The sequence below is a fragment of the Photobacterium sp. BZF1 genome (assembly GCF_014349205.1).
Taxonomy (GTDB): domain Bacteria; phylum Pseudomonadota; class Gammaproteobacteria; order Enterobacterales; family Vibrionaceae; genus Photobacterium.
In genome coordinates this window covers 1-22,426 of sequence record NZ_JACSOF010000062.1, presented here as the reverse complement: position 1 = coordinate 22,426, position 22,426 = coordinate 1, and the positions used below count along the sequence as shown (strand labels likewise).

At 50.2% G+C, this 22,426-nt stretch carries 24 protein-coding genes; 4 read left to right on the top strand and 20 right to left on the bottom strand.

The window, feature by feature from the left end:
* Positions 1 to 149 precede the first annotated feature (149 nt).
* Complete coding sequence (torR, locus tag BIZ37_RS15165; protein WP_107298398.1) at positions 150 to 863, bottom strand: two-component system response regulator TorR; 714 nt, start codon at positions 861 to 863, stop codon at positions 150 to 152.
* A gap of 201 nt (positions 864 to 1,064) precedes the next feature.
* On the opposite strand from torR, the gene torC reads away from it, so the two are divergent.
* The 4 genes from torC (at position 1,065) to BIZ37_RS15145 (ending at position 6,457) form a co-directional block, all read left to right on the top strand.
* On the top strand, positions 1,065 to 2,231 hold the full coding sequence (gene torC, locus BIZ37_RS15160; RefSeq protein WP_107298399.1) for a pentaheme c-type cytochrome TorC: 1,167 nt from the start codon (positions 1,065 to 1,067) through the stop codon (positions 2,229 to 2,231).
* Between the two features lie 71 nt (positions 2,232 to 2,302).
* Positions 2,303 to 4,834 (top strand): trimethylamine-N-oxide reductase TorA, encoded by a 2,532-nt coding sequence (gene torA / locus BIZ37_RS15155; protein WP_187462186.1) that lies wholly within the window; start codon positions 2,303 to 2,305, stop codon positions 4,832 to 4,834.
* Between the two features lie 177 nt (positions 4,835 to 5,011).
* Entirely contained in the window at positions 5,012 to 5,665 is a 654-nt protein-coding gene (torD, locus tag BIZ37_RS15150; RefSeq protein ID WP_187462185.1) for a molecular chaperone TorD, read from the top strand.
* A 225-nt stretch (positions 5,666 to 5,890) separates the two neighbouring features.
* Positions 5,891 to 6,457, top strand: coding sequence for a hypothetical protein (locus tag BIZ37_RS15145; protein WP_187462184.1), 567 nt, complete (start codon positions 5,891 to 5,893; stop codon positions 6,455 to 6,457).
* 54 nt (positions 6,458 to 6,511) lie between these two features.
* Here BIZ37_RS15145 and BIZ37_RS15140 read toward each other — a convergent pair whose 3' ends face one another.
* From BIZ37_RS15140 to eutS, 19 genes are all read right to left on the bottom strand, one after another.
* The gene (locus BIZ37_RS15140) at positions 6,512 to 6,685 is read right to left on the bottom strand and encodes a hypothetical protein (protein WP_187462195.1); all 174 of its coding nucleotides are present in this window, start codon (positions 6,683 to 6,685) and stop codon (positions 6,512 to 6,514) included.
* Positions 6,686 to 6,833: 148 nt separating this feature from the next.
* Entirely contained in the window at positions 6,834 to 7,937 is a 1,104-nt protein-coding gene (gene eutH / locus BIZ37_RS15135; RefSeq protein ID WP_187462183.1) for an ethanolamine utilization protein EutH, read from the bottom strand.
* Positions 7,938 to 8,191: 254 nt separating this feature from the next.
* On the bottom strand, positions 8,192 to 8,740 hold the full coding sequence (locus BIZ37_RS15130) for a BMC domain-containing protein (protein WP_187462182.1): 549 nt from the start codon (positions 8,738 to 8,740) through the stop codon (positions 8,192 to 8,194).
* A 27-nt stretch (positions 8,741 to 8,767) separates the two neighbouring features.
* Positions 8,768 to 10,117: a 4Fe-4S dicluster domain-containing protein gene (locus BIZ37_RS15125; protein ID WP_187462181.1), complete on the bottom strand. Its 1,350-nt coding sequence runs from the start codon at positions 10,115 to 10,117 to the stop codon at positions 8,768 to 8,770.
* A gap of 11 nt (positions 10,118 to 10,128) precedes the next feature.
* The gene (eutL, locus tag BIZ37_RS15120; RefSeq protein WP_187462180.1) at positions 10,129 to 10,785 is read right to left on the bottom strand and encodes an ethanolamine utilization microcompartment protein EutL; all 657 of its coding nucleotides are present in this window, start codon (positions 10,783 to 10,785) and stop codon (positions 10,129 to 10,131) included.
* 13 nt (positions 10,786 to 10,798) lie between these two features.
* A complete protein-coding gene (gene eutC / locus BIZ37_RS15115; protein WP_187462179.1) occupies positions 10,799 to 11,689 on the bottom strand; it encodes an ethanolamine ammonia-lyase subunit EutC in 891 nt (296 codons plus the stop codon).
* 13 nt (positions 11,690 to 11,702) lie between these two features.
* On the bottom strand, positions 11,703 to 13,067 hold the full coding sequence (locus BIZ37_RS15110; protein WP_187462178.1) for an ethanolamine ammonia-lyase subunit EutB: 1,365 nt from the start codon (positions 13,065 to 13,067) through the stop codon (positions 11,703 to 11,705).
* A gap of 13 nt (positions 13,068 to 13,080) precedes the next feature.
* Complete coding sequence (locus BIZ37_RS15105) at positions 13,081 to 14,502, bottom strand: ethanolamine ammonia-lyase reactivating factor EutA (protein WP_187462177.1); 1,422 nt, start codon at positions 14,500 to 14,502, stop codon at positions 13,081 to 13,083.
* Positions 14,502 to 15,740, bottom strand: a complete 1,239-nt coding sequence (locus BIZ37_RS15100; protein WP_187462176.1) for an iron-containing alcohol dehydrogenase family protein — start codon at positions 15,738 to 15,740, stop codon at positions 14,502 to 14,504. The genes BIZ37_RS15105 and BIZ37_RS15100 overlap by 1 nt, the downstream gene beginning before the upstream one ends.
* 3 nt (positions 15,741 to 15,743) lie before the next feature.
* The gene (eutJ, locus tag BIZ37_RS15095) at positions 15,744 to 16,580 is read right to left on the bottom strand and encodes an ethanolamine utilization protein EutJ (RefSeq protein ID WP_187462175.1); all 837 of its coding nucleotides are present in this window, start codon (positions 16,578 to 16,580) and stop codon (positions 15,744 to 15,746) included.
* Between the two features lie 2 nt (positions 16,581 to 16,582).
* Positions 16,583 to 17,992, bottom strand: a complete 1,410-nt coding sequence (locus tag BIZ37_RS15090) for an aldehyde dehydrogenase family protein (protein ID WP_187462174.1) — start codon at positions 17,990 to 17,992, stop codon at positions 16,583 to 16,585.
* A 24-nt stretch (positions 17,993 to 18,016) separates the two neighbouring features.
* Positions 18,017 to 18,313, bottom strand: coding sequence for a EutN/CcmL family microcompartment protein (locus tag BIZ37_RS15085; protein ID WP_187462173.1), 297 nt, complete (start codon positions 18,311 to 18,313; stop codon positions 18,017 to 18,019).
* A gap of 49 nt (positions 18,314 to 18,362) precedes the next feature.
* Positions 18,363 to 18,638 (bottom strand): ethanolamine utilization microcompartment protein EutM, encoded by a 276-nt coding sequence (eutM, locus tag BIZ37_RS15080; protein ID WP_039461512.1) that lies wholly within the window; start codon positions 18,636 to 18,638, stop codon positions 18,363 to 18,365.
* 15 nt (positions 18,639 to 18,653) lie between these two features.
* Positions 18,654 to 18,974, bottom strand: coding sequence for an ethanolamine utilization microcompartment protein EutM (gene eutM, locus BIZ37_RS15075; protein ID WP_187462172.1), 321 nt, complete (start codon positions 18,972 to 18,974; stop codon positions 18,654 to 18,656).
* 29 nt (positions 18,975 to 19,003) lie between these two features.
* A complete protein-coding gene (gene pta / locus BIZ37_RS15070) occupies positions 19,004 to 19,981 on the bottom strand; it encodes a phosphate acetyltransferase (protein ID WP_187462171.1) in 978 nt (325 codons plus the stop codon).
* Positions 19,968 to 20,804, bottom strand: coding sequence for an ethanolamine utilization cob(I)yrinic acid a,c-diamide adenosyltransferase EutT (gene eutT / locus BIZ37_RS15065; RefSeq protein WP_187462170.1), 837 nt, complete (start codon positions 20,802 to 20,804; stop codon positions 19,968 to 19,970). The genes pta and eutT overlap by 14 nt, the downstream gene beginning before the upstream one ends.
* 2 nt (positions 20,805 to 20,806) lie before the next feature.
* Positions 20,807 to 21,532 carry an ethanolamine utilization acetate kinase EutQ gene (gene eutQ / locus BIZ37_RS15060; RefSeq protein ID WP_187462169.1) on the bottom strand — a complete coding sequence of 242 codons (726 nt, stop codon included), beginning with the start codon at positions 21,530 to 21,532 and terminating at the stop codon, positions 20,807 to 20,809.
* Positions 21,533 to 21,550: 18 nt separating this feature from the next.
* Positions 21,551 to 22,027 (bottom strand): EutP/PduV family microcompartment system protein, encoded by a 477-nt coding sequence (locus tag BIZ37_RS15055; protein ID WP_187462168.1) that lies wholly within the window; start codon positions 22,025 to 22,027, stop codon positions 21,551 to 21,553.
* Position 22,028: 1 nt separating this feature from the next.
* Entirely contained in the window at positions 22,029 to 22,379 is a 351-nt protein-coding gene (gene eutS, locus BIZ37_RS15050) for an ethanolamine utilization microcompartment protein EutS (protein WP_187462167.1), read from the bottom strand.
* Positions 22,380 to 22,426 lie beyond the last annotated feature (47 nt).

Sequence of the window (22,426 nt, the reverse complement as noted above, 5' to 3'; positions counted from 1 at the left end):
ACTCTTCTAACTATTCATAACGCGTAACAAAAATTGATCCAAATCAACAAAAGTGCCGGTAAAAGCGATCAAAAAAGGCCGGTATCCTATGGATATCGGCCTATTTATTACAAATTATTTCAGCGCATCAGTACATCAATGCCAGGTTATCAGTCACCTGCAAACATGTAACCTTCACCATGAACCGTAACAAAAATCTGCGGGTTTTTCGGGTCAACTTCCATCTTTGAACGCATGCGTCGGATAAGTACATCTATTGTACGGTCGTTCGGCGCTTCTACCCGGTGGCTGAGCATATTGAGGATGCGCTCGCGGCTAAGCACAACATTCGGGTGGGAAGAGAATGCTACCAGCAATTCATACTCAGCTTTGGTCAATTTAACCGGCACACCGTTATGAGTCAGCGCCCGCTTATTAATATCAAATTGCCAATCCCCAAAGCGGATAATGCTGTCTTCCTGCATCTCAACAATGGTTTCATCACGTGCTTTTTCGACAAGAGAGATACGCCACAGCAGGTTTTTGACCCTTACTAAAAGCTCACGCAATTCAAAAGGTTTTGTCACGTAGTCATCGGCACCCATCTCCAAGCCGACAATACGATCAATGCTGTCTGTACGCCCTGTAACCAGGATGATACCCACTTCTGAACGGCTTCTCAGTTCACGCGTCAGCATCAGGCCATCTTCGCCAGGAAGGTTAATATCGAGCATGACCAGATCGATCTTTTCACTGGCCATGACTTCGCGCATTTGGGCGCCACTTTCGGCCTGACTGACTTTATATCCCTCGTTCTCAAAGTACCCAACCAATTTGGTACGGGTAACAATTTCATCCTCTACTACAAGTACGTGATGACTCATTTCTTTCTCTTTATGTCTTATTTACTGTTCTATAAAACGTTAGCACAGGAGGCAGCTATTCACAATTTGTCATAATCCCGCAAATCCTGTTCACTGCCGCCATTAACCTTATTCACATCGTGGAATTAAGATTACCTCATAAAAATTTATACGTCACCGTAGTTTACGGCAGACATTCATTCTAAATTGGAATCTTCCACTATGAAAAAACTTTGGCAAATGTTGACTAAGCCTAGCAGCAAGTATTCGATTCTTGCGCTGGTCTTGGTTGGTATTGGTATCACTTTGGCGGGTGTTGTGACCGTTCATAAGAGTTTTGAATTCGCATCTACAACAGAATTCTGTACTTCTTGCCACACAATGGAACAGAACTACGAAGAGTACAAACAAAGCATCCACTTCAAAAATGCCTCTGGTGTTCGTGCCGAGTGTGTTGACTGTCACCAGCCAAAAGATTTGCCAGGCAAGGTTCAGCGTAAACTTGGCGCATGGAAAGACGTATACAACCACTTCATCACCAAGAAGATCGATACCCCGGAGAAACTGGAAGAGCATCGTCTAGAACTGGCGACGGCCGTTTGGGATCGCATGAAGAGCCAGAACTCCAAAACCTGTAAGAGCTGTCACTCTTACGATGCAATGGATCACAGCAAGCAGTCTGCACAAGCCGCTTTCGAAATGAACAAAGCTGCCGCAGAAGACATGAACTGTATCGAGTGTCACAAAGGTATTGCCCACGAACTGCCAAACATGGCAGGCGGCTTCCAGAAAGACTTCGAAGAGCTTCAGGCAACAGCTAGCTCTCAAGGTGCGGTGGCTGAGACTCTATATTCACTTAGCGAGAAAAATATCTTTGCCGTTGCTGACGCAAACAGCACAGTATCAGGCAGCCTACTACCTGCTTCAGAAGTGACTGTCCTAGAGCGCGACGGTGACATGATGAAAGTTAAGATTGACGGCTGGCTAGAGAAAGAAGGTCGTGGCCGAGTTCTGACTGAATACATGGGTAAACGTGTATTCAAAGCAACAATCCGTGGCGAAGTGAAAGAGTCAGAGCAGCTTATCGAAGAGCAAACAGACGCATCGACCAACATTGTATGGCAGCACGTTTCTGTTGAAGGCTGGATCACCAAAGATGACATGATTGATGACATCCAACCTATCTGGAACTACGCAGAGGGCATGTACGGTTCAACCTGTACTGCATGTCACGCAGCACCGGCACCTGGCCATTTTACTGCAAACGGTTGGATCTCAAGCCTGAACGGCATGAGCGCGTACTACCGTCTAAGCAAAACTGAAGAGCGCACCCTTCTGAAGTACCTTCAGAACCACGGTAGTGACACCGGCGGCGCTGGCGCACATTAATTCCTAATTAGCAGAGGGGAAGCCCCACTTCCCCTCCCAAGCAAAAGAATTTAAATTTAAGGAATTGCTCAATGGCAACTCAAATTCTAAACAAAGGCATCTCTCGCCGTCGTTTCCTATCAGGCATGGTTGCAGCAAGTGCTGCATCAGTGGTTGGTACTAGCCTGCTTGCGCCGCGTAACGCTATGGCTGCCACCGAGACCAAAGCAAACTTCTCTGGTGAGGTGCTATCTGGCTCCCACTGGGGTGCATTCCGCGCCAAGGTTGAGAACGGAGTATGGGTTGATACCGTACCGTTCGAAAAAGACAAGCACCCTACCACGATGATCGACGGTGTCCGTGAAGTGGTTTACAACCCTGCACGTGTTAAGTACCCGATGGTACGTCTTGACTGGTTGAAGCACGGTTACAAGTCTGACACTACCCAACGTGGCGACAACCGCTTCGTTCGTGTGCCTTGGTCACAGGCTTTGGACTTTTTCTACCATGAGATGGAACGTATCCAAAACAACTATGGCCCGAGCGCACTTTACGCTGGCCATACCGGTTGGCAGTCAGTAGGTAAACTGCACTCTGCAGGTACCATGATGATGCGTGCTATCGGTCTGCACGGTACTTTCCTTGCTAAAATGGGCGACTACTCAACGGGTGCAGCGCAAGTCGTACTGCCTTATGTTGCCGGCGCAATGGAAGTTTACGAGCAGCAGACCTCTTGGCCGCTAGTCCTCGAGCACTCAGACACCATCGTGATCTGGGGTTCTGATCCGATTAAAAACCTGCAGGTTGGTTGGTTGGTTCCAGACCACAGCCCGTACGCTTACTTCGATCAGCTTGCCGAGAAAGTGAAAAACAACGAAATCAAGGTTATCTATGTTGATCCAGTTGTTTCAGATACCCAGAAATTTGTTGGTGGTGAGCAGGTTAAGGTAAACCCACAAACCGACGTTCCATTGATGCTGGCTATCGCCCATACGCTTTACACCGAGAACCTTTACAACAAAGAGTTCATGGCTGACTACACCACAGGTTTCGACAAGTTCTTGCCTTACCTGCTCGGTGAAAATGACAACACACCAAAAACACCGGAGTGGGCAGCGAAAATCTGTGGCATCGACGCGGATACTATCCGTGAACTTGCTCGTCAAATGGCTTCTGGCCGCACCCAGATTATCGGTGGCTGGTGTCTACAGCGCATGCAGCACGGTGAGCAGTACGCGTGGATGCTGGTTGTTGTTGCCGCAATGCTTGGTCAAATTGGCCTACCGGGCGGTGGCTTCGGCTTCGGCTGGCACTATAACGATGCAGGTTCCGTAACCTCTGCAGGTCCGCTTATGTCTGGTTTCAGTGGCGTGACTGGCGTTGACCCGATCCATAACGGCTCATACAAGGGTTACTCAAACTTTATTCCTGTTGCGCGTTTTGTCGACTGTATTGAAAACCCTGGCAAAACTATCGACTGGAACGGCCACCCAGTGAAGTTCCCAGAAATGAAGATGGCGATCTTCTGTGGTAACAACCCGTTCCACCACCATCAGGATCGCAACAAGATGATCAAGACCTGGCGTAAGCTGGAAACGGTTGTCTCTGTCGACCACCAGTGGACTGCAACATGTCGTTTTGCCGATATCGTTCTTCCTGCTACCACTACGCACGAGCGTAATGACATCGAGCAGTACGGTAACCACTCTAATGCCGGTATCATTGCCCTACCGAAAGTGGTTGAGCCAATGTACGAAGCGAAAGATGATTTCGATATCTTCCGTGAGCTATGCCGCCGCTATGACCGTGAAGAAGCCTTTACCGAAGGTAAATCACAGATGGAATGGATTGAACAGTTCTACAACGGTGCTCGCCTGCAAGGCCGTGGTATCGGTGTACGTATGTCCAACTTCAAGAAGTTCTGGGAAGAAGAAGGTTTCATCGAGTTCCCAGCTGGCACCGAGTGGGTTCGTCACGAATCGTTCCGTAATGAACCTGACCTAGAGCCACTTGGAACAGCGACGGGCCTTATCGAGATCTACTGTAAGACCATTGCTGATATGGGTTACGACGACTGTCAGGGCCACCCAATGTGGTTCGAGAAGACAGAACGTAGCCACGGTGGTCCTCGTTCGGATAAATTCCCACTGAATATGCAAAGTACTCACCCGAAACATCGCCTGCACTCGCAGCTATGTTCTTCTACCGAGCACCGTGCAACTTATGCGGTTGCTGACCGTGAGCCGGTATATATGAGTGTCGAAGATGCCAAAGCACGCGGCATCAAATCTGGTGATCTTGTCCGCGTATTCAACGACCGTGGTGAAGTATTGGCAGGCGCCGTTGTCTCTGAAGACTACATGAGTGGCGTTTGCCGTATCCATGAAGGTGCATGGTACAGCCCGCTGGAAGGTGGTAAGCCAGGTACAATTTGTACTTACGGTGATCCGAACGTACTGACTCAGGATATTGGTTCTTCGAAACTTGCTCAGGCGACATCAGCCGCCGCCGCGCAGGTAGAGATTGAGAAATACACAGGTACTGTACCAGCGGTGACAGGTTTCCATGGTCCAACCGCCGTAACGGACATTAACCCTCTATTCCCAGCAATGGATCTAGACTAAGTTAATATCAACTAATACCCAGTCAGGGGCTTAGCCCCTGACTGATTTTTACTTCTATAACAGTGTGTTTAAAGAACCTATTCACGTATAATAAGTAGATTAAATACATCAATATTCTACCTGAATATGTTTTTAATACGGTGAGCACAGCACCGTATGCCTTGATTTGGAGTGATCATGAAAGAGTTTATTGCTTTCAACGAACAGCGCGCAGAAATTTATTGGTGGATGTCATCCCTTTTCGCTCGTGAGCTGACCGAGCAGGACATCGAACAGTACCGTGGTGGCGATATGGTCACTTTCTTGTCAGGCTTGGCAATGACCTCTGAGCTCAAGCAGCCGGTTGAAGCATTCCGTGATGCCCTAACCCGTCTGGAAAGCCGTGAAGACGCCCAGCTAGAGCTTGCCGCTGATTTCTGTGGTTTGTTCCTGAGCACACCTAAATCCGGTGCCCTACCTTATGCCTCTATGTATGTCGGTGAAAGCGGCCTGATGAATGACAAGCCAGCACAAGACATGAACAAGCTGATGGAAGAGTACGGCATTGCACAGCGTAAAGAATTCAACGAGCCTGCCGACCACCTCGCAGTCGAACTCGACTTCATGGGTAACCTGATCATCATGGCCAACCAGCAAGGCTCACAAGAACAGGCTGAGCCACTCATGCAAGCTCAGTTAGACTTTATTAATACGATGCTACTTAACTGGCTGCCTGCATTTGCCGCTGAAGCGAAACAGCGTGACCAGTTCGGTTTCTATTCAGCTGCCACTCAAGTGCTTATCGCATTCTGCCATTTGGACGCTCAGTTCCTAAAAGGCGAAGAACAATAAACCTGACTGGCAGTAGCCAGCGTATCAAAAACACTATCTTCATTTGCCGGCATATGGATTGCCGGCTTTTTTGTACTTAGCCTTCCTTACAAAGCCCATATTCAAAGGCAGCCTTCTGCTTGTTCAGTTCTTATCCAGCATACATGACACAATACTGACATTCTGCTTTGGGAGCTTTTATACATTGCAGACATAGCGAAGATAACCACCGATAAAGGTTAAAATATGCAAAACAGCAAAACGCGTACCCAGCAACAACCAAATTCAGTATTCAACCTAATGAAATACGCCTTTCCTTTGATGCTAGTGACTTTATTCGCATTCAGTCCTGCTTCGAAGGCAAGTGATGCAGCAACCGATACAGTTGCAAGCCAAAAAGAAGTGACTCACCGTATCAATGCAATTCAGCGCGACCTGACCAGCATCCGCCAGCAAACACTGCAAGCGCATCCAGAGCTTGTTGAACAAGCTAAAGCCTTTGAAGCTGCCTACAAAGAGAAAGCCAAAGAGATTGGTTACAACCCTGATGATTTCGTCAGTCAGGCACAAGAGATCCAAGACAAAGTACGCAATGCTGAAACCAGCGAAGAAGAGCGTGAAGCTTTGATTAAAGAGTTCGCAGCCGCTAAGCGCCAACTAGCAGAACAACGTGAAAGCATTCTTGCCGATGAAAAGCTAATGGCAATGCAGGAAAAACTTCAGGCTGATACATTTGCAGCTATGAAAGCAAGTAACCCAGAAACTGAAAACCTGATCCAAGAGCTTAATGGCCTACTTGAATCTCTTCAGTAAGGAACAACCCATATATTCATTAAAACACCGCAGCATTTCGCTGCGGTGTTTTTTTTATCGACCATCTTCATAGTCACTCATGTTGATTCCCATCTGTTCGGCAACTTCAGACCAATAAGGCTCAGCTTCACATACACAACAGTCACACCAGTTGGCAATGCCTTCATGCATGCTCATTTTTTCCTCTGGTACTACACTCTCGCTTCGCCCGATATTATTACTCGCCATAACACCCTCCTCTATGAGGATTCTTCCGCTACAAAAGCCGATATAAAAAGTATAGGGAATTGATAGCTGTTTTTGGCGATAGTAAAAAGGGCAGCCCGACGGCTGCCCTTTTCTTTTAATCAGTCCAAATTAGGACAAAATATATTTATCAACCCTGATTCGCAGGAATCAAATCGGGTTCATCTGTCATGTTTCGGGTCACATAAACGGCTAGTAGCAATGCACTAAAGCCACCAACCAACTTACCGGCGACAACAGCAGAAATCATATCGCTATTTACCGCCGCAGTGAAACCAAGGTGGTCACCGAATACAAAAGAACCACATACCGCAAAGGCAACGTTGATCACTTTTCCTCGGTTATCCATATCTTTGAAGATATTGAACATCGCAATGTTGTTCGCCATTGTGGCAACAAGGCCTGCCGCTGCTGTTTCTCCCATCCCCATTGAGCTACCGAGCTTGATCAACGGTTTGTTCAAGTGCTTGGTAATAAAATGGACCATCGGGAATGCACCAGCCAGTACGATAGCAATTGCACCGACAATTTCGATACCATCTGAAATAGGTGCCATGCCTGGGATTAACACTAGGCCAGTTAAGGTTTCTACCACTATCGCCGCCAAAGCAATCGTGATAACGGCAATAACACCTTTACCAAAGACCTCAAAGCCCCGGATCATCGCATCAGGTTTGAGCCATAGACCAACCGCAATCAGGCCAGCTACTATCACGATAGGCACCAAATTACCCAAGATCATTGCCATATCAAAGCCGGCAACCAACCCACCAACGAAGCAACCTACTGGAATAGTGATCATCCCAATCAGTACGCCTCGGGCTAGGTATTTAGTATCTTCTTTTTGGATAATTCCCAGCGCCACAGGAATGGTAAAGACCAATGTTGGCCCCATCATGGCACCCAGGATCAGGCCAGAGAACAGGCCCGCAGCTTCAGTTTCCGCCATGCTCTGGGCCAATGGATAACCGCCCATGTCATTGGCTAACAATGTACCGGCAAACATTGCAGGGTCCGCGCCTAATGCCGTATATAAAGGCACAACAACTGGGCTAAGCAAATTAGCCAGCACCGGGGCTAGACTCACGACCCCGACCATTGCCAACGCCAAAGCCCCCATTGCCATGAAGCCTTCATCGAATTGCTGTCCGTAGCCCCACCGGTTACCGAGAACTTTATCTATCGCCCCCAGAACCATGAAGCCCACCATAATGTATAGAATGATGTCATTCATGATGTACCTTCCTTTTCCCTAATAATGATTTGCATCAGTTGCAAGGAATCGTTGCTTTCTTCAAGGTGCAAGAGCTCCGCCCTGTGCAGCTGCATACGGCTAAAAAATGGAACGTTAATTTGACTAGCTCGCTCTATTAACCCGAAAGAAAATAAAACGAATGATTAAAAAACAGTTTTCTTCAACAGCAACCAACAGTTTGCGTGGTTCGAAATACCACATTAAGAACGACCACTGATTGGCCTATCGCTGATTTATACTTTTCCTTCTAAAACCTCTTTACGGGGTTGTGCAATAACGACCTTGTCGACCAACACGCCTTTGTCTCTAATTCGATCCGCTGCCGCTTCGACAGCAGCTTGCACCGCAGCGACATCACCGGTAAGAGTGACGAAACCTTTCCCGCCAATCGCCATTGCCATATGGACTTCTAGCAGCTCAATGTTTGCCGCTTTGACTGCTGCATCGGCCGCCTCCACGATAGCAGCGACAGAAAATGTCTCGACTATCCCCAGTGCCGCGGTATGTTCAACCACACGTGTACCTGCAATGGCTGGAAACACATCCGGGTGAACATTGGCAATAATTAAATCATCAACCACTTCACCGCCGCCGACCCGCAATCCAGTTTCGACCGCTGCGTTGATCGCTGCGACATCGCCACTGACCATCACCATGAACTTGCCGGGGCAAATCGTCCGGTTAAACAAGATCTCGACATTTGCCGACTTGAGCATGGCATCAGCAACCAGATAGCCACGGGCTATCGAGTTAAGTTCAATACAGCCAATTGCATTTACCATTTACTATTCCAATCTATATTTATTGCACTAAGCCGCTGACTCGGCAGAAACTTGATGCCGAATGACTACCGAATCGCCCACTGCCGTGACAATTCCTGAGATACTGGCATGAACTGCAGTACTCAGACTGCCCTCAGCAGGTTGGCCGATCATTTGCCCTTTAGTTACCACCTCCCCCTCTATTACAATGGCTTGTGCCTGTTGGCCAATATGCTGTGCTAGCGGAATTGACACCTGTTCAGGAGTGATACCAAAGTGACGAAATTCAGCTTTCCTTACCATGTAACCGCCGAGTTCAAGCCGCTGCGCTAGTCGCTTGGTCGGTACCCCCCGATATTCGCGCATCGGATGGACATCTGTGGTCTGCGCCTGGAGTTCTGCTGGCGACTGCCACTGCTGCTGTTCACGAAGCGCCCTTTTTGTCGTAGCGCAAACCCGGCTTGGGTCCAGCCCCTCGGGACACGACCACATAGTACAGAGGTTGCATTCGCAACATGCCTGTGCAGCCAGTGAATAGCTCAAATTATTGCTACCGGAGACCTGCAATGAACGCATAGCAAGGTGTGGCTTGATGGGATAGCCCAGCAAGTTACGAGGACACATCGACGTACACAGGCTGCACTGATCACAAGCGGCTTTGCCTATGCGGCGCAGATCCGCCTCACTGCGCATCTTGATACGGGCAATGCGTGATGTTCTCGGTAATACCAGCAAACCACTCGACACCTTAGTTATGGGCTTGTCGAGATCAGTGGTTACCGAACCCATCATCGGGCCGCCTTCAACGACAATGCAATCCGACGCAGTCATGCCACCAGCCAATTCAATGGCCTCGCGATAGCTCATACCAAGGGGAAGCCATGCCGAATATGGCACCGCGACCTCACCATGGACCGAGATCATTGTCTCTGTCACCGGTTGCCCGTTTGCAGCTCGGAAAACATTAATGAATGATTCGATATTATTGACCATCACACCGATATCTTTCGGCAAGCCGCCAGCCGGGATCCGTTGCCCTGTAGCATGGAAAACCAACTCCACTTCATCGCCAGCCGGATAGACATCGTCCATTAACAGCAACTCGATATTGTCCGGCAACAGAGGCTGCAAAACGGCAATGGTATCGGCATTTTTTTTCTTGATACCAATGATCCCGCGAGATGCCCCAACTTGCTTCATCGCCAGCAACATGCCACCACATAGCTCATGCCCCCACAGCTGCATCAAGACTTGATCCTTATAAAGCAGCGGCTCGCACTCGGCGCCATTTGCCAGCACCAACTCGACCTGGCAATCAAGCTTGACGTAAGTCGGGAAGCCAGCGCCACCGGCACCGACTACCCCTGCTTGCTGAACCAGTTTCAATAGCGGTTCCACATCTACCTCGCCTAATTCGCTATAGGGTTGCGGGCAACATCAAGCACGGCAGCCTGAAACGCCTCGCACGCCGCGCGACAAGCCGCTTGAGAGCCTGCCAGATGACCACCGCCAAAGTTGGTTTCTGACGGTGGCGCAAATAGGTTGACCAAGCGGACATCCGCAGCTTTCAATGCCGCATCAAGGGCAAACATCGCTTCTAGCGGAGGTGCAATCAGATACGCAAGCGCTTCGCCTTGTTCTACCCCTGCTTCTGCTGACAAATAGCTACCTGTTGATGACACCAGATGGGCAAAGAATGCAATGTCGCCATTTTCATCAGCACATTGGAATGCTGCTTCATCTTCAATAAAGGCTTTGGCACGCTCGAGGCCGGCGATGACGTCAGCCGGACATGCGCCTGCCAAAATACCGATCACCTCGCCCGATGTCGGGCCGGATGAGTGGGCAGCACCGGCATAAAAAGAGCGGGCGTAAACCACATCAACATTAGCCGCCTTCGTCGCTTCATCTAGCGCACAATAAGTCACATCATCACAATCAGCAGTGATCATACCAATACTGTTGTGGTGAGGTGCCAGCCCCATTTTTTCCTTATAAACAGGATCGACCGAGGCAATCACACGGGTTGCCAAAACGGCAGGTTGGATTTTGTCTAAAATAGCCATGCTTTGCTCCTTCTTAGCGCTTCAAGTTAATACCACTGGCTTTCTGCGCCAGCATGGTTTTCACCAAGTCAACAATGACCGCAGCCGCTTCAACCGGCGGTGTACCGCCCGCGTGAATATTTGAAATCACGGTTCTGTCAGACTCAACGGTATCTTCTGTCGGTTTATAGATGGCATAGCAACTCAACGACTCTGACTGCCCTAATCCCGGACGCTCACCAATCAGCAATAGGTTAACCTCGGCATCTAGCAACATCCCGATTTCGTCCTGTGCCTTCACCCGGCCGTAGCGCAAGAAGAAAGGTGTGCCGACATCCAATCCTGCATTCTTTAGACCATTAAGCAGTGGCGGCAGGATTTCATCATGGTTAACGGTCACCGCATCCAAGCTCAGGCCATCAGAAAGTACAACCTGGACCTGCGGTGATTTCTTGCAGTTATCACGAATCAACATCTTGGCGTCATCGTTGAGCTTGCGACCTAAATCCGGGCGCGTCAGGTATTGGTCTTTATCCACCGCACAAGACTGCACCTCCATCAGATTGCGCTCTTGCAGCCATGAAGACTCGACGTTTTTGATTACGGTATCTTTAGACCGGGAGTGGTCAGCCAGGAAGCGCAGCAAAGCCGTTGTTCTTGGCCGTGGGCCCGTGCGCCCGGTCCCTACCCTTGCATCGGTCTGGGACATCAAGTCATCAATCACTTTGCTATCGGCAGCACCGGTAATACCGTTCCACTTCTTAAAGCACTTCTCGCCAAGATCTGGCAGTGACTCGGCATGGTTGTTGTCCAGTTGCGAAACCTTGGCATCAACCACCTTGGTCACGGCTGCCGGTGTAACATTGGTTTCGCCCAATTGAGCCAGCACAGTGGCGACGATATCCTGAATTTTTTGTTCGTTCATTCCTAGCTACCCCTTATTTGAAGAAGATTGACGGGTCGCCTGCCTTACGGGTCAAGCGGCCATTTTCCATAAGCCCCATGGTTTCCATCCAGGCTTCAAACTCAGGGGCCGGACGCAACTTCAAAAGCTGTCGCACAGTGGCGGTATCATGGAATGAGGTAGTTTGGTAGTTCAGCATGATGTCGTCACCAAGCGGCATACCAATCACAAAGTTAACCCCGGCAGCAGCCAGTAAGGTCACGAGGTTTTCGTTGGAGTTCTGGTCGGTATCAGCATGGTTGGTGTAACACGCATCACACCCCATAGGAATGCCAGACAATTTGCCCATGAAGTGGTCTTCCAAACCTGCACGGATAATCTGTTGGTGGTTGTAGAGGTACTCTGGACCGATGAACCCAACCACTGTATTGACTAGGTGTGGGTTGTAACGCTGGGCCAACGCATAGCATCGTGCTTCCATCGTCATCTGATCGGCACCATGGTGAGCATCGGCAGAAAGCTCTGAACCCTGGCCGGTTTCAAAATACATCATGTTCTCACCGGCCAAGTTGCAGTACTGCTTACCGATTTCATAAGCTTCATCGAGCATCTCGACACTGACGCCGAACTCAGCCAGACCTTTTTCAGAGCCGGCAATACTTTGGAACAGCAAGCCGCCCGGTGCACCACGGCGAACCGCTTCCATCTGGGTGCTGATATGGGCAAGAACGCATGGCTGGGTAGGAATATCCCACTTGGTGATCACATCCTGGATAGCATTGAGCATCTGGGTGGTATTCTCGACGCTGTCAGTGACAGGGTTAATACCGATCACCGCGTCACCACAGCCGTAAGTTAACCCTTCATAGGTCTGGGCCAATATCGAGTTAACGTTGTCGCGGGTGTCATTGGGTTGCAGACGGCAGCTGAAGTGCCCCGGCAAACCGACAGTGGCATTGGCCTTGGTGATAACGGGCATTTTACTGGCGCCATACATCAAGTCGCCGTTCGAGCACAACTTACCCACCGCCGATACCATTTCTGCAGTTAGGCCCTTGCGAAGGCGCTGCATATCCTCGTTGCTGATATCGTCACTCAGCACGTATTCACGCAGCTCACTCACCGACCAGTTCTGAATTTTCTCGAACATAGTCCGGTTGAGGCTGTCTTGGTTGATGCGGGTGATCATATCCTTTTCGTAACTGACCACAGGGTTTTCACGCAGATCTTTAAGCGTCATTTCCGACAGGACATGCTTGGCAGCAACTCGCTCTTGCGCCGTTTTCGCCGCTACTCCCGCCAGAATATCGCCGGAACGAAGGTCCGAAGCTTTAGCAAGTACATCTTTGACATCCCTGAATTGGTAGGTTTGACCAAACAGGTGGGTTTTTAACTTCATGTAACAACTCCTTTTAAGACGGGAAGGCGAGAGATTTCACAGTTAAGGGCACAATCTCCCCGCCGAAGTAACTGTTGCCAATATCGATATAATCACCTTCATGGGTGATCACTTCATCAATCACACTCACTGGTTGTGGTTGTAATTTGGGCTGCAATTCCATACCAACAGCCTTACCGATATCGTTATGTACAATGACAAACGCCGGATCTTGGTGATTGCCGTGATGTTGATAGAAACGGGCCAACTCCTCTGCCACGTGCTGAACGGTTTGGTAGCGCACGGGCATACCGCGATCGAGGGCGATCGCGTAGCGGTCACAGCCGAGGGCGAGATCCATCCTCTCGGCAGCAATCACAATCTCATCGCAAATAGACGGCTCTGGTTGCAGCCAATCCACCGCCGGGTGAACAACCGGTATGTTCTTGAGGGGCAGTTCGTCCGAGTTCAGCCAAATTGTCGAACCCGATAACGTCAGCGAATAAGCACCCGCGCCGATTACAGTGGCCCGCAGTGTTTGGTTAGGGCGGCGTACCGGATATTTAGACAGTCGGCCATGACGCAGAAGGGAGAGCGCCAACCTTGGGCCGATATCGCCAAAGCCCCCAGCCTCCTGATGGTCATGCTGGTAGTAGCACTCACCCACACCGCCACTGAGAAATACAGCATCTAAGTCTTTATGCTCAGAAAGGGCCGAGGTTTGCAGCAGTTGCACTGCCAATGGGGAAAGCTGTCCTTCCATCACCTCCACGATCAAATCGGCCATCCGATCAACCATCCGCTTGAGGTGATCCGCCGTGATCTGGCGGGGGTGCAATGCTTCGCCGAAAAGATCCTGCATTACAACGACCCCAGGCTTGTGGACATAGACCACATCCCCGCTGTCGTTTAATTCCACCAAGCGACCACCAATGTTGAGGCAAGCCGTCTCTACCACACGGCCACAATCGAATACCACGTAATTGGAGGTTCCTCCGCCAATATCGATATTCATCACTTTGAGGTGGTTGTTCTGGGCCAACTCCTGCGCGCCACTACCACGGCCCGCAATAACAGATTCAAGATTCGGTCCTGCGGTCGCGACGACAAAATCACCCAACTGCTGGGATAACGCCATAATGGCATCACGAGCGTTATGGGCTTTAGCCGTTTCACCGGTAATGATGATGGCACCGGTCTCAACCTTCTCTGCCAGTCCGGCCTGTTCTATTTGCTGCTCGATAAACTGCTGCAACCGCGTGGCATCAATGGTGCCCTCGCGATTGATTGGCGTGAAAGACACAGGGCTCTGATAAACAATTTCACGCTCGATAAATTCATACACTGGCACTTGTGACGCAGGCGCCCGGTTAACCACCGTCAGGTTGGAAAAAATAACCTGCGTGGTGGTAGTACCGATATCAATGCCGACACTGTGAATCAGCTTCCTGTCCATCAGCAGTATCCTTCTGGCAAGGTGCCATCAATCACCTGCTGCAACAGGCTAGCGATCTGGCTTGGGCTCACATCACGGGGGTTGCCCTGCAGGCAAATATCTTTCATCGCCTGCTCGGCCAGCAAAGGAATATCGCGCTTGGCAATATCTACATCGGCCAGCGAAGTCGGTAAACCCAAATCAATAACCAATTGGCGTACGGCAAGAACAGCGGCCCGGCAACGCTCGCGCAATGTCATTGATTCTCGCCCTACCCCCAACGCACTTGCCACTTCTGCCAACTCAGCTTCACAGCTAAGGGCATTGAACGCCATTACATATGGCAGCAAGATGGCGTTGGCCACGCCGTGAGCAAGGTGGTATCGGGCACCTATCTGGTGCGATATAGCATGGGTTAACCCCAGGCCTGCATTGCTAAATGCCAAGCCTGCTTTATACGCTGCAACTGCCATGTCGTAACGCTTGTCGATATCCTGACCGTAACCCACCGCAATCGGCAGGGCTTTACCAATCGCCTCAATGGCATGGTAGGCATAGGCTTTTGATAGCGGATTGGAATGGCGTGAAATATACGCCTCGATAGCATGGGTCAGCGCATCTATACCCGTTGCAGCGGTTATCCCGGCAGGCACACCTAGCATCAAGGCCGGATCGACCATGGCCATATCCGGCACCAATGCAGGGCCTTTCACTGGTACTTTAATACCCAATACCAGATCCTTGATAACCGCTATATCAGTAACCTCAGACCCCGTACCTGCCGTTGTCGGTATCGCGCCAAGCCCTACCCGCCTTGAAGCAATGCCGCCGACATGAAATTCGGTCAACTTACCCGCGTAGTCACCTATCACAGCGATGGCTTTCGCCGCATCCAGTGCTGAGCCTCCACCCACACCAAGAACAAAGTCTGCATCGCAGCGCTTGAGCATCTCGGTGCCGGCCTTGATGCAGTCAGTATCCGGCTCACCAGCAATATCGGTGAACAGCATCAGTTCAAGCCCCGATAGCGTGATGGCGGCTTCACAATTTGCAGTGAGTCCAAGCTGGTGAACCAGTTTGTCGGCAACCAGCAGTACTTTGGTTGCTCCGAGTTCTTTTAGCACCTCACCCAACTGGTTGACGCAATAACCGCCGGTTACCGTGACAGCCGGGGAGCGGAAAGTGAAACCCCGGTGCGGGCGGAACTGGGTGAGCGTCTGCTGGACTATCGCTGCAATATCGGCTTGAGACACATTCATTGCTTACTCCTTGCCTTCCAGCATCAAGCCATAGCTTGCGATAGCCAACGGCGTTAAATAGAGCGCGCGGGAAAACTCCACCACATTGATAGCAGGAAAAGACTGACGGAAAATATCGCTAAAGCCGGCAATCAGTGTCCCACCGCCTGTCAGGTACATATCTGCAGGCTGGTGCCCGATAAGATGGTCGGCAACAATGTCGGCCATCTTTTCAATAACCGGCTTTGCCATCGCAGCGACTAGCGGATCTTCATGGCTACGGCGCTTGTGCTGCTCGGCTTCATCCATATCGACCCCAAGCCCGCCTGCTATTGTCAGGCTGACATGGCGACCGCCTGACGGCTCGTCTAAAGATGTCACCAACTCGCCACCAGATATAATGGCTGTCCCCGTTGTTCCGCCGCCGACATCTATCACTGCACCTTGTTGGATCTGAAGAAGCTCGGCTACACTGCTTGGCTCATCGATCACATGGCTAACGACTACCCCGGCAGACTCCACCACATTGATAGAAATACGCGGATCGGTTCCTGGGGGATAGGAAGTAATGGCTTGCTCGACGCTAACGCCTAGCTTTTGTTCCACTTTGCGCAATTGCTCGCGTGCAATACGGCAGGCACCGACATAGTCGACCACCACCCCGTCACGAACTACATCGGCCCAATCAAGGAATGCCGCAATGGGCACTCCACAGCCATCAACCACAACGGTTTGGATATCGGCGGTTCCCAAATCAATACCGACAAACCATTTTTCAGGTGCGGTGATTGGTGACTCATCATTCACCAAGTCATCGATAAGCAACAGGTGCTGGTTAACTTGTTCGAGCAAACTAGTCATAGCTAAACAATCCTGAAGGCATCAACAGCGGTGCAGCGGCGTTTGCGGGTAAAGGTCAACGCATTGGTCACCCCTTCCCCAGTAGGCGTCGAAATGGTCATGGTTGTCCAACCTTCACCACCGGCACCAATGGCTGCTATCGCGGGTCCATTTTTGGCAAGCAGGCTACAGTCCATTTCAAAAGCCATCCGTGTTAGCACATCGATATTTTTTGAATGGATCGCTGCTGTATGGCGATTGCCATTTTCCAACTCCACCGCCCAATCAATAGCTTGATCGACATGCTTGGCCCTGATCAGCGGCAGGATCGGCATCATTTGTTCGGTCGTGGCAAAAACATGATCTTTCTCAGCATCGAAGATCAGCAATCGAGTATCGGCTGGTACCTGGATATCTGCGGCTGCGGCAATTTTGGCTGCATCCCGTCCAACCCATTTAGGATCGGCCGATGGGTTCTCGCCCGGATAGCCTTTAAGTACCACCCTTGCCACAGCATCAGCCTGGGCCGGTGTTAGCTCATAGGCACCGTGCTGGCACATCTGCGCTTTCAGTTCATCAGCTATCGATTCAACCGCGATAATCTCTTTTTCGGTAGCACAAACGATATTGTTATCGAATGATGCTCCCTGAACGATGGAGATAGCAGCGCGTTGCAAGTCCGCAGTTTCATCTACAACAACAGGCGGGTTACCTGGTCCAGCCGCGATAAGGCGCTTATCCGTGACTTTTCGTGCCGCCTCAACCACCGCATCACCACCGGTTACGACCAATAATCCAATACCCGGATAACAGAACAGAGCCTGTGCATTTTCCAACGAAGGTGTCGCAACTGTAGTGCAGATACTGGCTGGGCCGCCAACGCTTTCACAGGCCTTGTTGACCAACTGAATGGCATACTGGGAAACCTTTTTCGCTGCTGGGTGAGGTGCAAATACCACTGCATTGCCAGCAGCAATCATACTGATAGCATTATTAATGACAGTGCAGGATGGGTTCGTACTCGGGGTTACCGACGCAATTACTCCCCATGGGGCATTTTCCATCAAGCTCATTCCCGCATCACCAGAGACCGCTTGGGGGGCAAGGATTTCGGTTCCAGGCGTACGTTGGGCGACCAACAAGTGCTTGGCAATTTTGTCTTCTACACGGCCAAAGCCTGTTTCCTCAACAGCCATGCTAGAAAGCTCTTCGGCATGTTTTTTCGCCATGCGGCGGATAGCCAAAATCATCTCATCGCGCAAAGCTAGCGAATGAATTTGTTTCTGTGCTTGTTTTGCCGCGGCAACGGCGCCGTCCAACGTTGGGAAAATTCCATAGTCGCCGGCTTCGCTACCTGAAGAGGTATTGCCGTGGGCAACATCAAGTTGCATGACAACACGTCTAACAATTTCTTCAATTTGCTGCTGATCCATAGTGATCGACTCCATGCAACATCATTAAATTTTTCGATAAAGCTGTTCGCGAGACGCCGTGACTTCATCGATGATCCCCACGACGCAAAGATCAACCGGTGAACCCGTCTGCAAATCGCCGTAGGCCGCCCTGGCTGAACTGCCTGACACGACCATTACCCATTCGTCTTCTCCAGCTCCGAGCTGATCCATCGCGATGTGGATCTCGCCCTTACCGTTACCTTGCTTGTCGATAAATTCCACCAAGCAAAGTTTGTCCGTCCGCATATGTTGGCTGCGGACAGTGGCAATAACATGGCCTATGACCTTTGCGATGCGCATACGAACTCCTCATACAGTCACTCCCCCAGCCCTCGCCAAGGGAGGGCATTTATTTCACTTTGATCGGAAAGACTTTCTCAAGATCCTGATGTGGACGAGGGATCACATGTACTGCTACCAACTCTCCTAAACGCTGCGCGACTACAGAGCCGGCATCTGTTGCTGCTTTGCAAGAAGCAACATCACCACGGATCAGCGCTGTCACATAACCAGAACCAATTTGCTGATAGCCAACCAGCTCTACCCGAGCCGCTTTAACCATGGCGTCCGATGCTTCAATTAGCGCTGTAAGCCCTTTGGTTTCAAGAATTCCTAATGCGTCCATTTGCTTCTCCTTGGGTTATTTAGTTGTGCGGGCTTTGGATGCCGCAGGTTTTTCTTCTTCTACTTCTGTGGTGATTGGGAAAATCGCTTCCAAGTCACCGTGCGGACGCGGGATCACGTGCACGGCTACCACCTCACCAAGTCGCTGAGCCGCCGCTGCACCTGCATCTGTTGCAGCCTTACATGCAGCCACATCACCGCGAACCATCGCTGACACAATGCCGGAGCCGATTTGCTTATAACCCACCAACTGCACGCGAGCCGCCTTCACCATGGCATCCGATGCTTCAATCAGTGCAGTCAATCCTTTGGTTTCAATAATGCCTAACGCTTCCATTAGCTATTCCTCAACTTTTTTGTTTACAGTTACCGACACAGACATGAAGCCAATACCGAAATATCAACGATATCGTTCGCACTGCAGCCGCGAGATAAATCATGTACCGGTGAAGCCAAACCTTGCAGCATTGGCCCCAGCGCGATATATCCGCCTAACCGCTGGGCAACTTTATAAGCAATGTTGCCAGCGTTAAGCGAAGGGAAAATAAATACATTAGCCTGCCCTTCAAGTGGGCTATTCGGCATTTTCTGGGCGGCAACTGCAGGGACAATTGCCGCATCGAACTGCACCTCGCCATCAATGATCAGATCAGGGCAACGCTGGCGGACGAGTTCGGTCGCTTCGGTTACCTTGCTTACCGTAGGGTGTTCAGCGCTTCCTTTGGTTGAAAATGACAGCATCGCAACCCGTGGAGTTTGTCCGGTGAGCTTTGCAAAGTTAGCTGCGGTGTCTATCGCTATATCGGCCAACTGTTCTGCTGTCGGTAATGGGATCACGCCAGCATCGGAGAATGCATGGACAGATTCGCCGTCTGGCGACAGCATCAAGAAAAAGCTCGATACCGTTTTGGAATCAGGGGCAATCCCAACCCCACGTATCGCCGCCCTGATTACGTCACCAGTAGTAGAGATATTGCCGCCGATACAAACATCGGCATACCCGTGGGCCACCATCATCATCGCGAAATCCAATGGTTGTTTGAGCCTTGACTCAGCCTCATCGGTAGTTATCGGTTTACGCTGTCGTGATACATAGCTAGAAACCATTTCATCGAAGCAACCCGCCGACTCAGGCGAAAGCAAGGTCAGGCATGGCACGGCGATGCCGCTACGATGGGCCAAATCACGCAATTTGAACGGGTTACCCACCAAAATGGGCTCTGCCAACCCAGCAAGCTTCATCTCGTTGGCAGCATGCAGCAGGCGGACATCCTCGGCATCAGGAAAAACAATACGTTTTGGCGCTTGGCGGCAAGCATCGCGGCATGTTTCAAGCAACTTCATTACCAAGCTCCTTGAGAACTTCTGCGCGGCCTTTTTCGCACTGCAAAACCAAAATCATCACCACGTACACCGCACTCGAAAGTCTGTTCAACCCGGCAACAATATCGTTGCGGCTCAGTTGCATGCAGTCATCGAGATACACCTTGCTGGCGATCAGTTCAAGTTCACGGATAAGGGCACGGAGATAGTTAAGCTGTGCAACCTGCTCCCCGTAACTCACATCAGGCAGCAAATGGTCGTGGCCAAGATACGTCAAGGGTTTATGCGACCAACGATGTACTTCGTCAGCTTCAAAATCGCCCAAACTAGGTAGCGGAAGAGACTGCTCGGTCACTTCGGCCTGCAGCACCTGCCCTAGATATGAACGGATATCAGACATAAAGCCCGTTAAGATTTCAGGCTGACTCCCCATTGCGCACTGCGCCATAACACAAAAACAAATACAGCTATCAAGTTTGCCCCTAAGCGCAATCCTCGGGTGGGTTTTCGGTACCAGCACTTTGTCATTGAGGTGTGTCATTAACGCCGGCTTATCCGCAATGTTCGACCCACACATCACACACGCGTTTTCCGGGCGTACATTATTGGTTTTTAAGGGGTGGACCTGCTTGGTTGGTGCTTGAGCCTCATCTTGCCCGCCGGTAAACACCCGCCCGCTGTCATCACGCCATTTCACCGTAATCTGCCGTTCGGTGATCATCTGCTGGGCCGAGGGCGTGAAACGGGTACCTGCAGGCAAGAAGATTTCACCACCAGCACGCAATCCCACATGCTGGCGAAGGTAATCTTCCGTAATAAATGCAGGCGTGGCTTTACTGTCCATGATTACGCCCACTCAGCTGGGTAGGTAATGTAGACATAACGAACATGAGTCGGGGTACCGAATTCAACTGTACTTCCCTTAGGAATAAAAATGACATCCCCAGGTTGACCAACAGTGGTTCCAGAAGTGGTTTTGACGTGGAATTCCCCTTCCAATACCACGTTGACCTCGTCGTAACACAGGGTCCATGGGAAGAAAGCGTTCTCCCACCCCATATAGCCCACGCCCATATTGCTGTTGTCTTGAGCACCGATAACATCGGTAAGCCCTATGTTCTTTCCTGGCGCACCATCGAATTCGCCCAGTTGAACTGCGCTACCTCTTACCAGCACAATGCCATCATCATTGATTTGCCGGGCTGATGGCGGGGCTTGCACACCGAAGTCTTGCAGTGCCTTGCTGATAAGCTCTTTGATTAACAGGCTTTGATCACTGTCTACACCCGGTAACTTCGATTCAATTTCAGATTGGATTTTTGCGGCTAGCTGTTGTGGACACTCAGCCTCTTCCATTGCCATGCTCACCAAAGCACCTTCACTGGCCGGTTCTTGCAGTGCAGGAGATACCTGCTGTTGGTTAGGCTCTGTGTCTAACAATGTAATGCCTTCAACTTTGGCAACATCGCGTGCTTCTGGCGTAATGATGTATTGCGCCACCGGAACAACGAGGCAAGACTTGTTAGCCGCTTTTGCTTTTCGTATATCTGCAGCAGAAATTAGCTGTTTCATTACCGCTTCCCTTGCAAATTAGATGAATTCAGCACTTACCGGCTGAAGAGAGAGTAAGTGCCCGTGTAACTGCTCAATAGAAGGCTGGTCGTAGATTGAAGTTCGGAAATAGGGCCCGTTTATCCCTTCGCCTTTCAATAACCTCTCAGCCCTTTCGCAATCAGCATCGTCGACATCAGACTTACTGATCACCGCAACAATATTCTTGTTCGGGTATACCCTCAGTAAACCGCTTGGTGCACTGACTCGTTTGGCATCAGCAGGCTGCAAAATGACAATCGTCTTAACGGATGAAATTGTCGACAGTAATGCACCGTTCCATGAGCGGTTATCAACAAACTCTCCAGGCGTATCAATAACGCTACCCTGATAAAAGGTCGCAGCCTGTGTTTTGCCAGTGTTGGTATCAGTATTTAATAGCTTATTTATTAATGCCGACTTACCTGCATCAACCTCGCCAATAAAGGCGATATTTGATATTTGCTGATTATTCATATCATGTCCGCGTTATTTCACAGGTGTTATAAGACAAAGTGGTATTTAGTACAGAAATAACGGTATTCAAGGCCTCATCGACCGATGCAACACTACCGGTAATCACCAAAGCACCCGAGAAACGGTCTAGAAAGCCAATATTTACATTTGCCGATTTAGTCGCAATATCACCAGCAATAATCGATGTTTCACCCGGTGTCAGTGTCAAAATACCAATTGCACCTTTACTCTCTACGCCGACACGCTCGCATAATTCTTCAGTTGGATTAGCAACAAGGTGCGCAAGAGTGACCTGCTTACCCGGCACAAACTCCTGAATAATTCGCTCTTTACCAGATGATAGATCTAACATTAGTGGATACTTAGTATAAAAACACTAAATCAATCTACACCTATGTC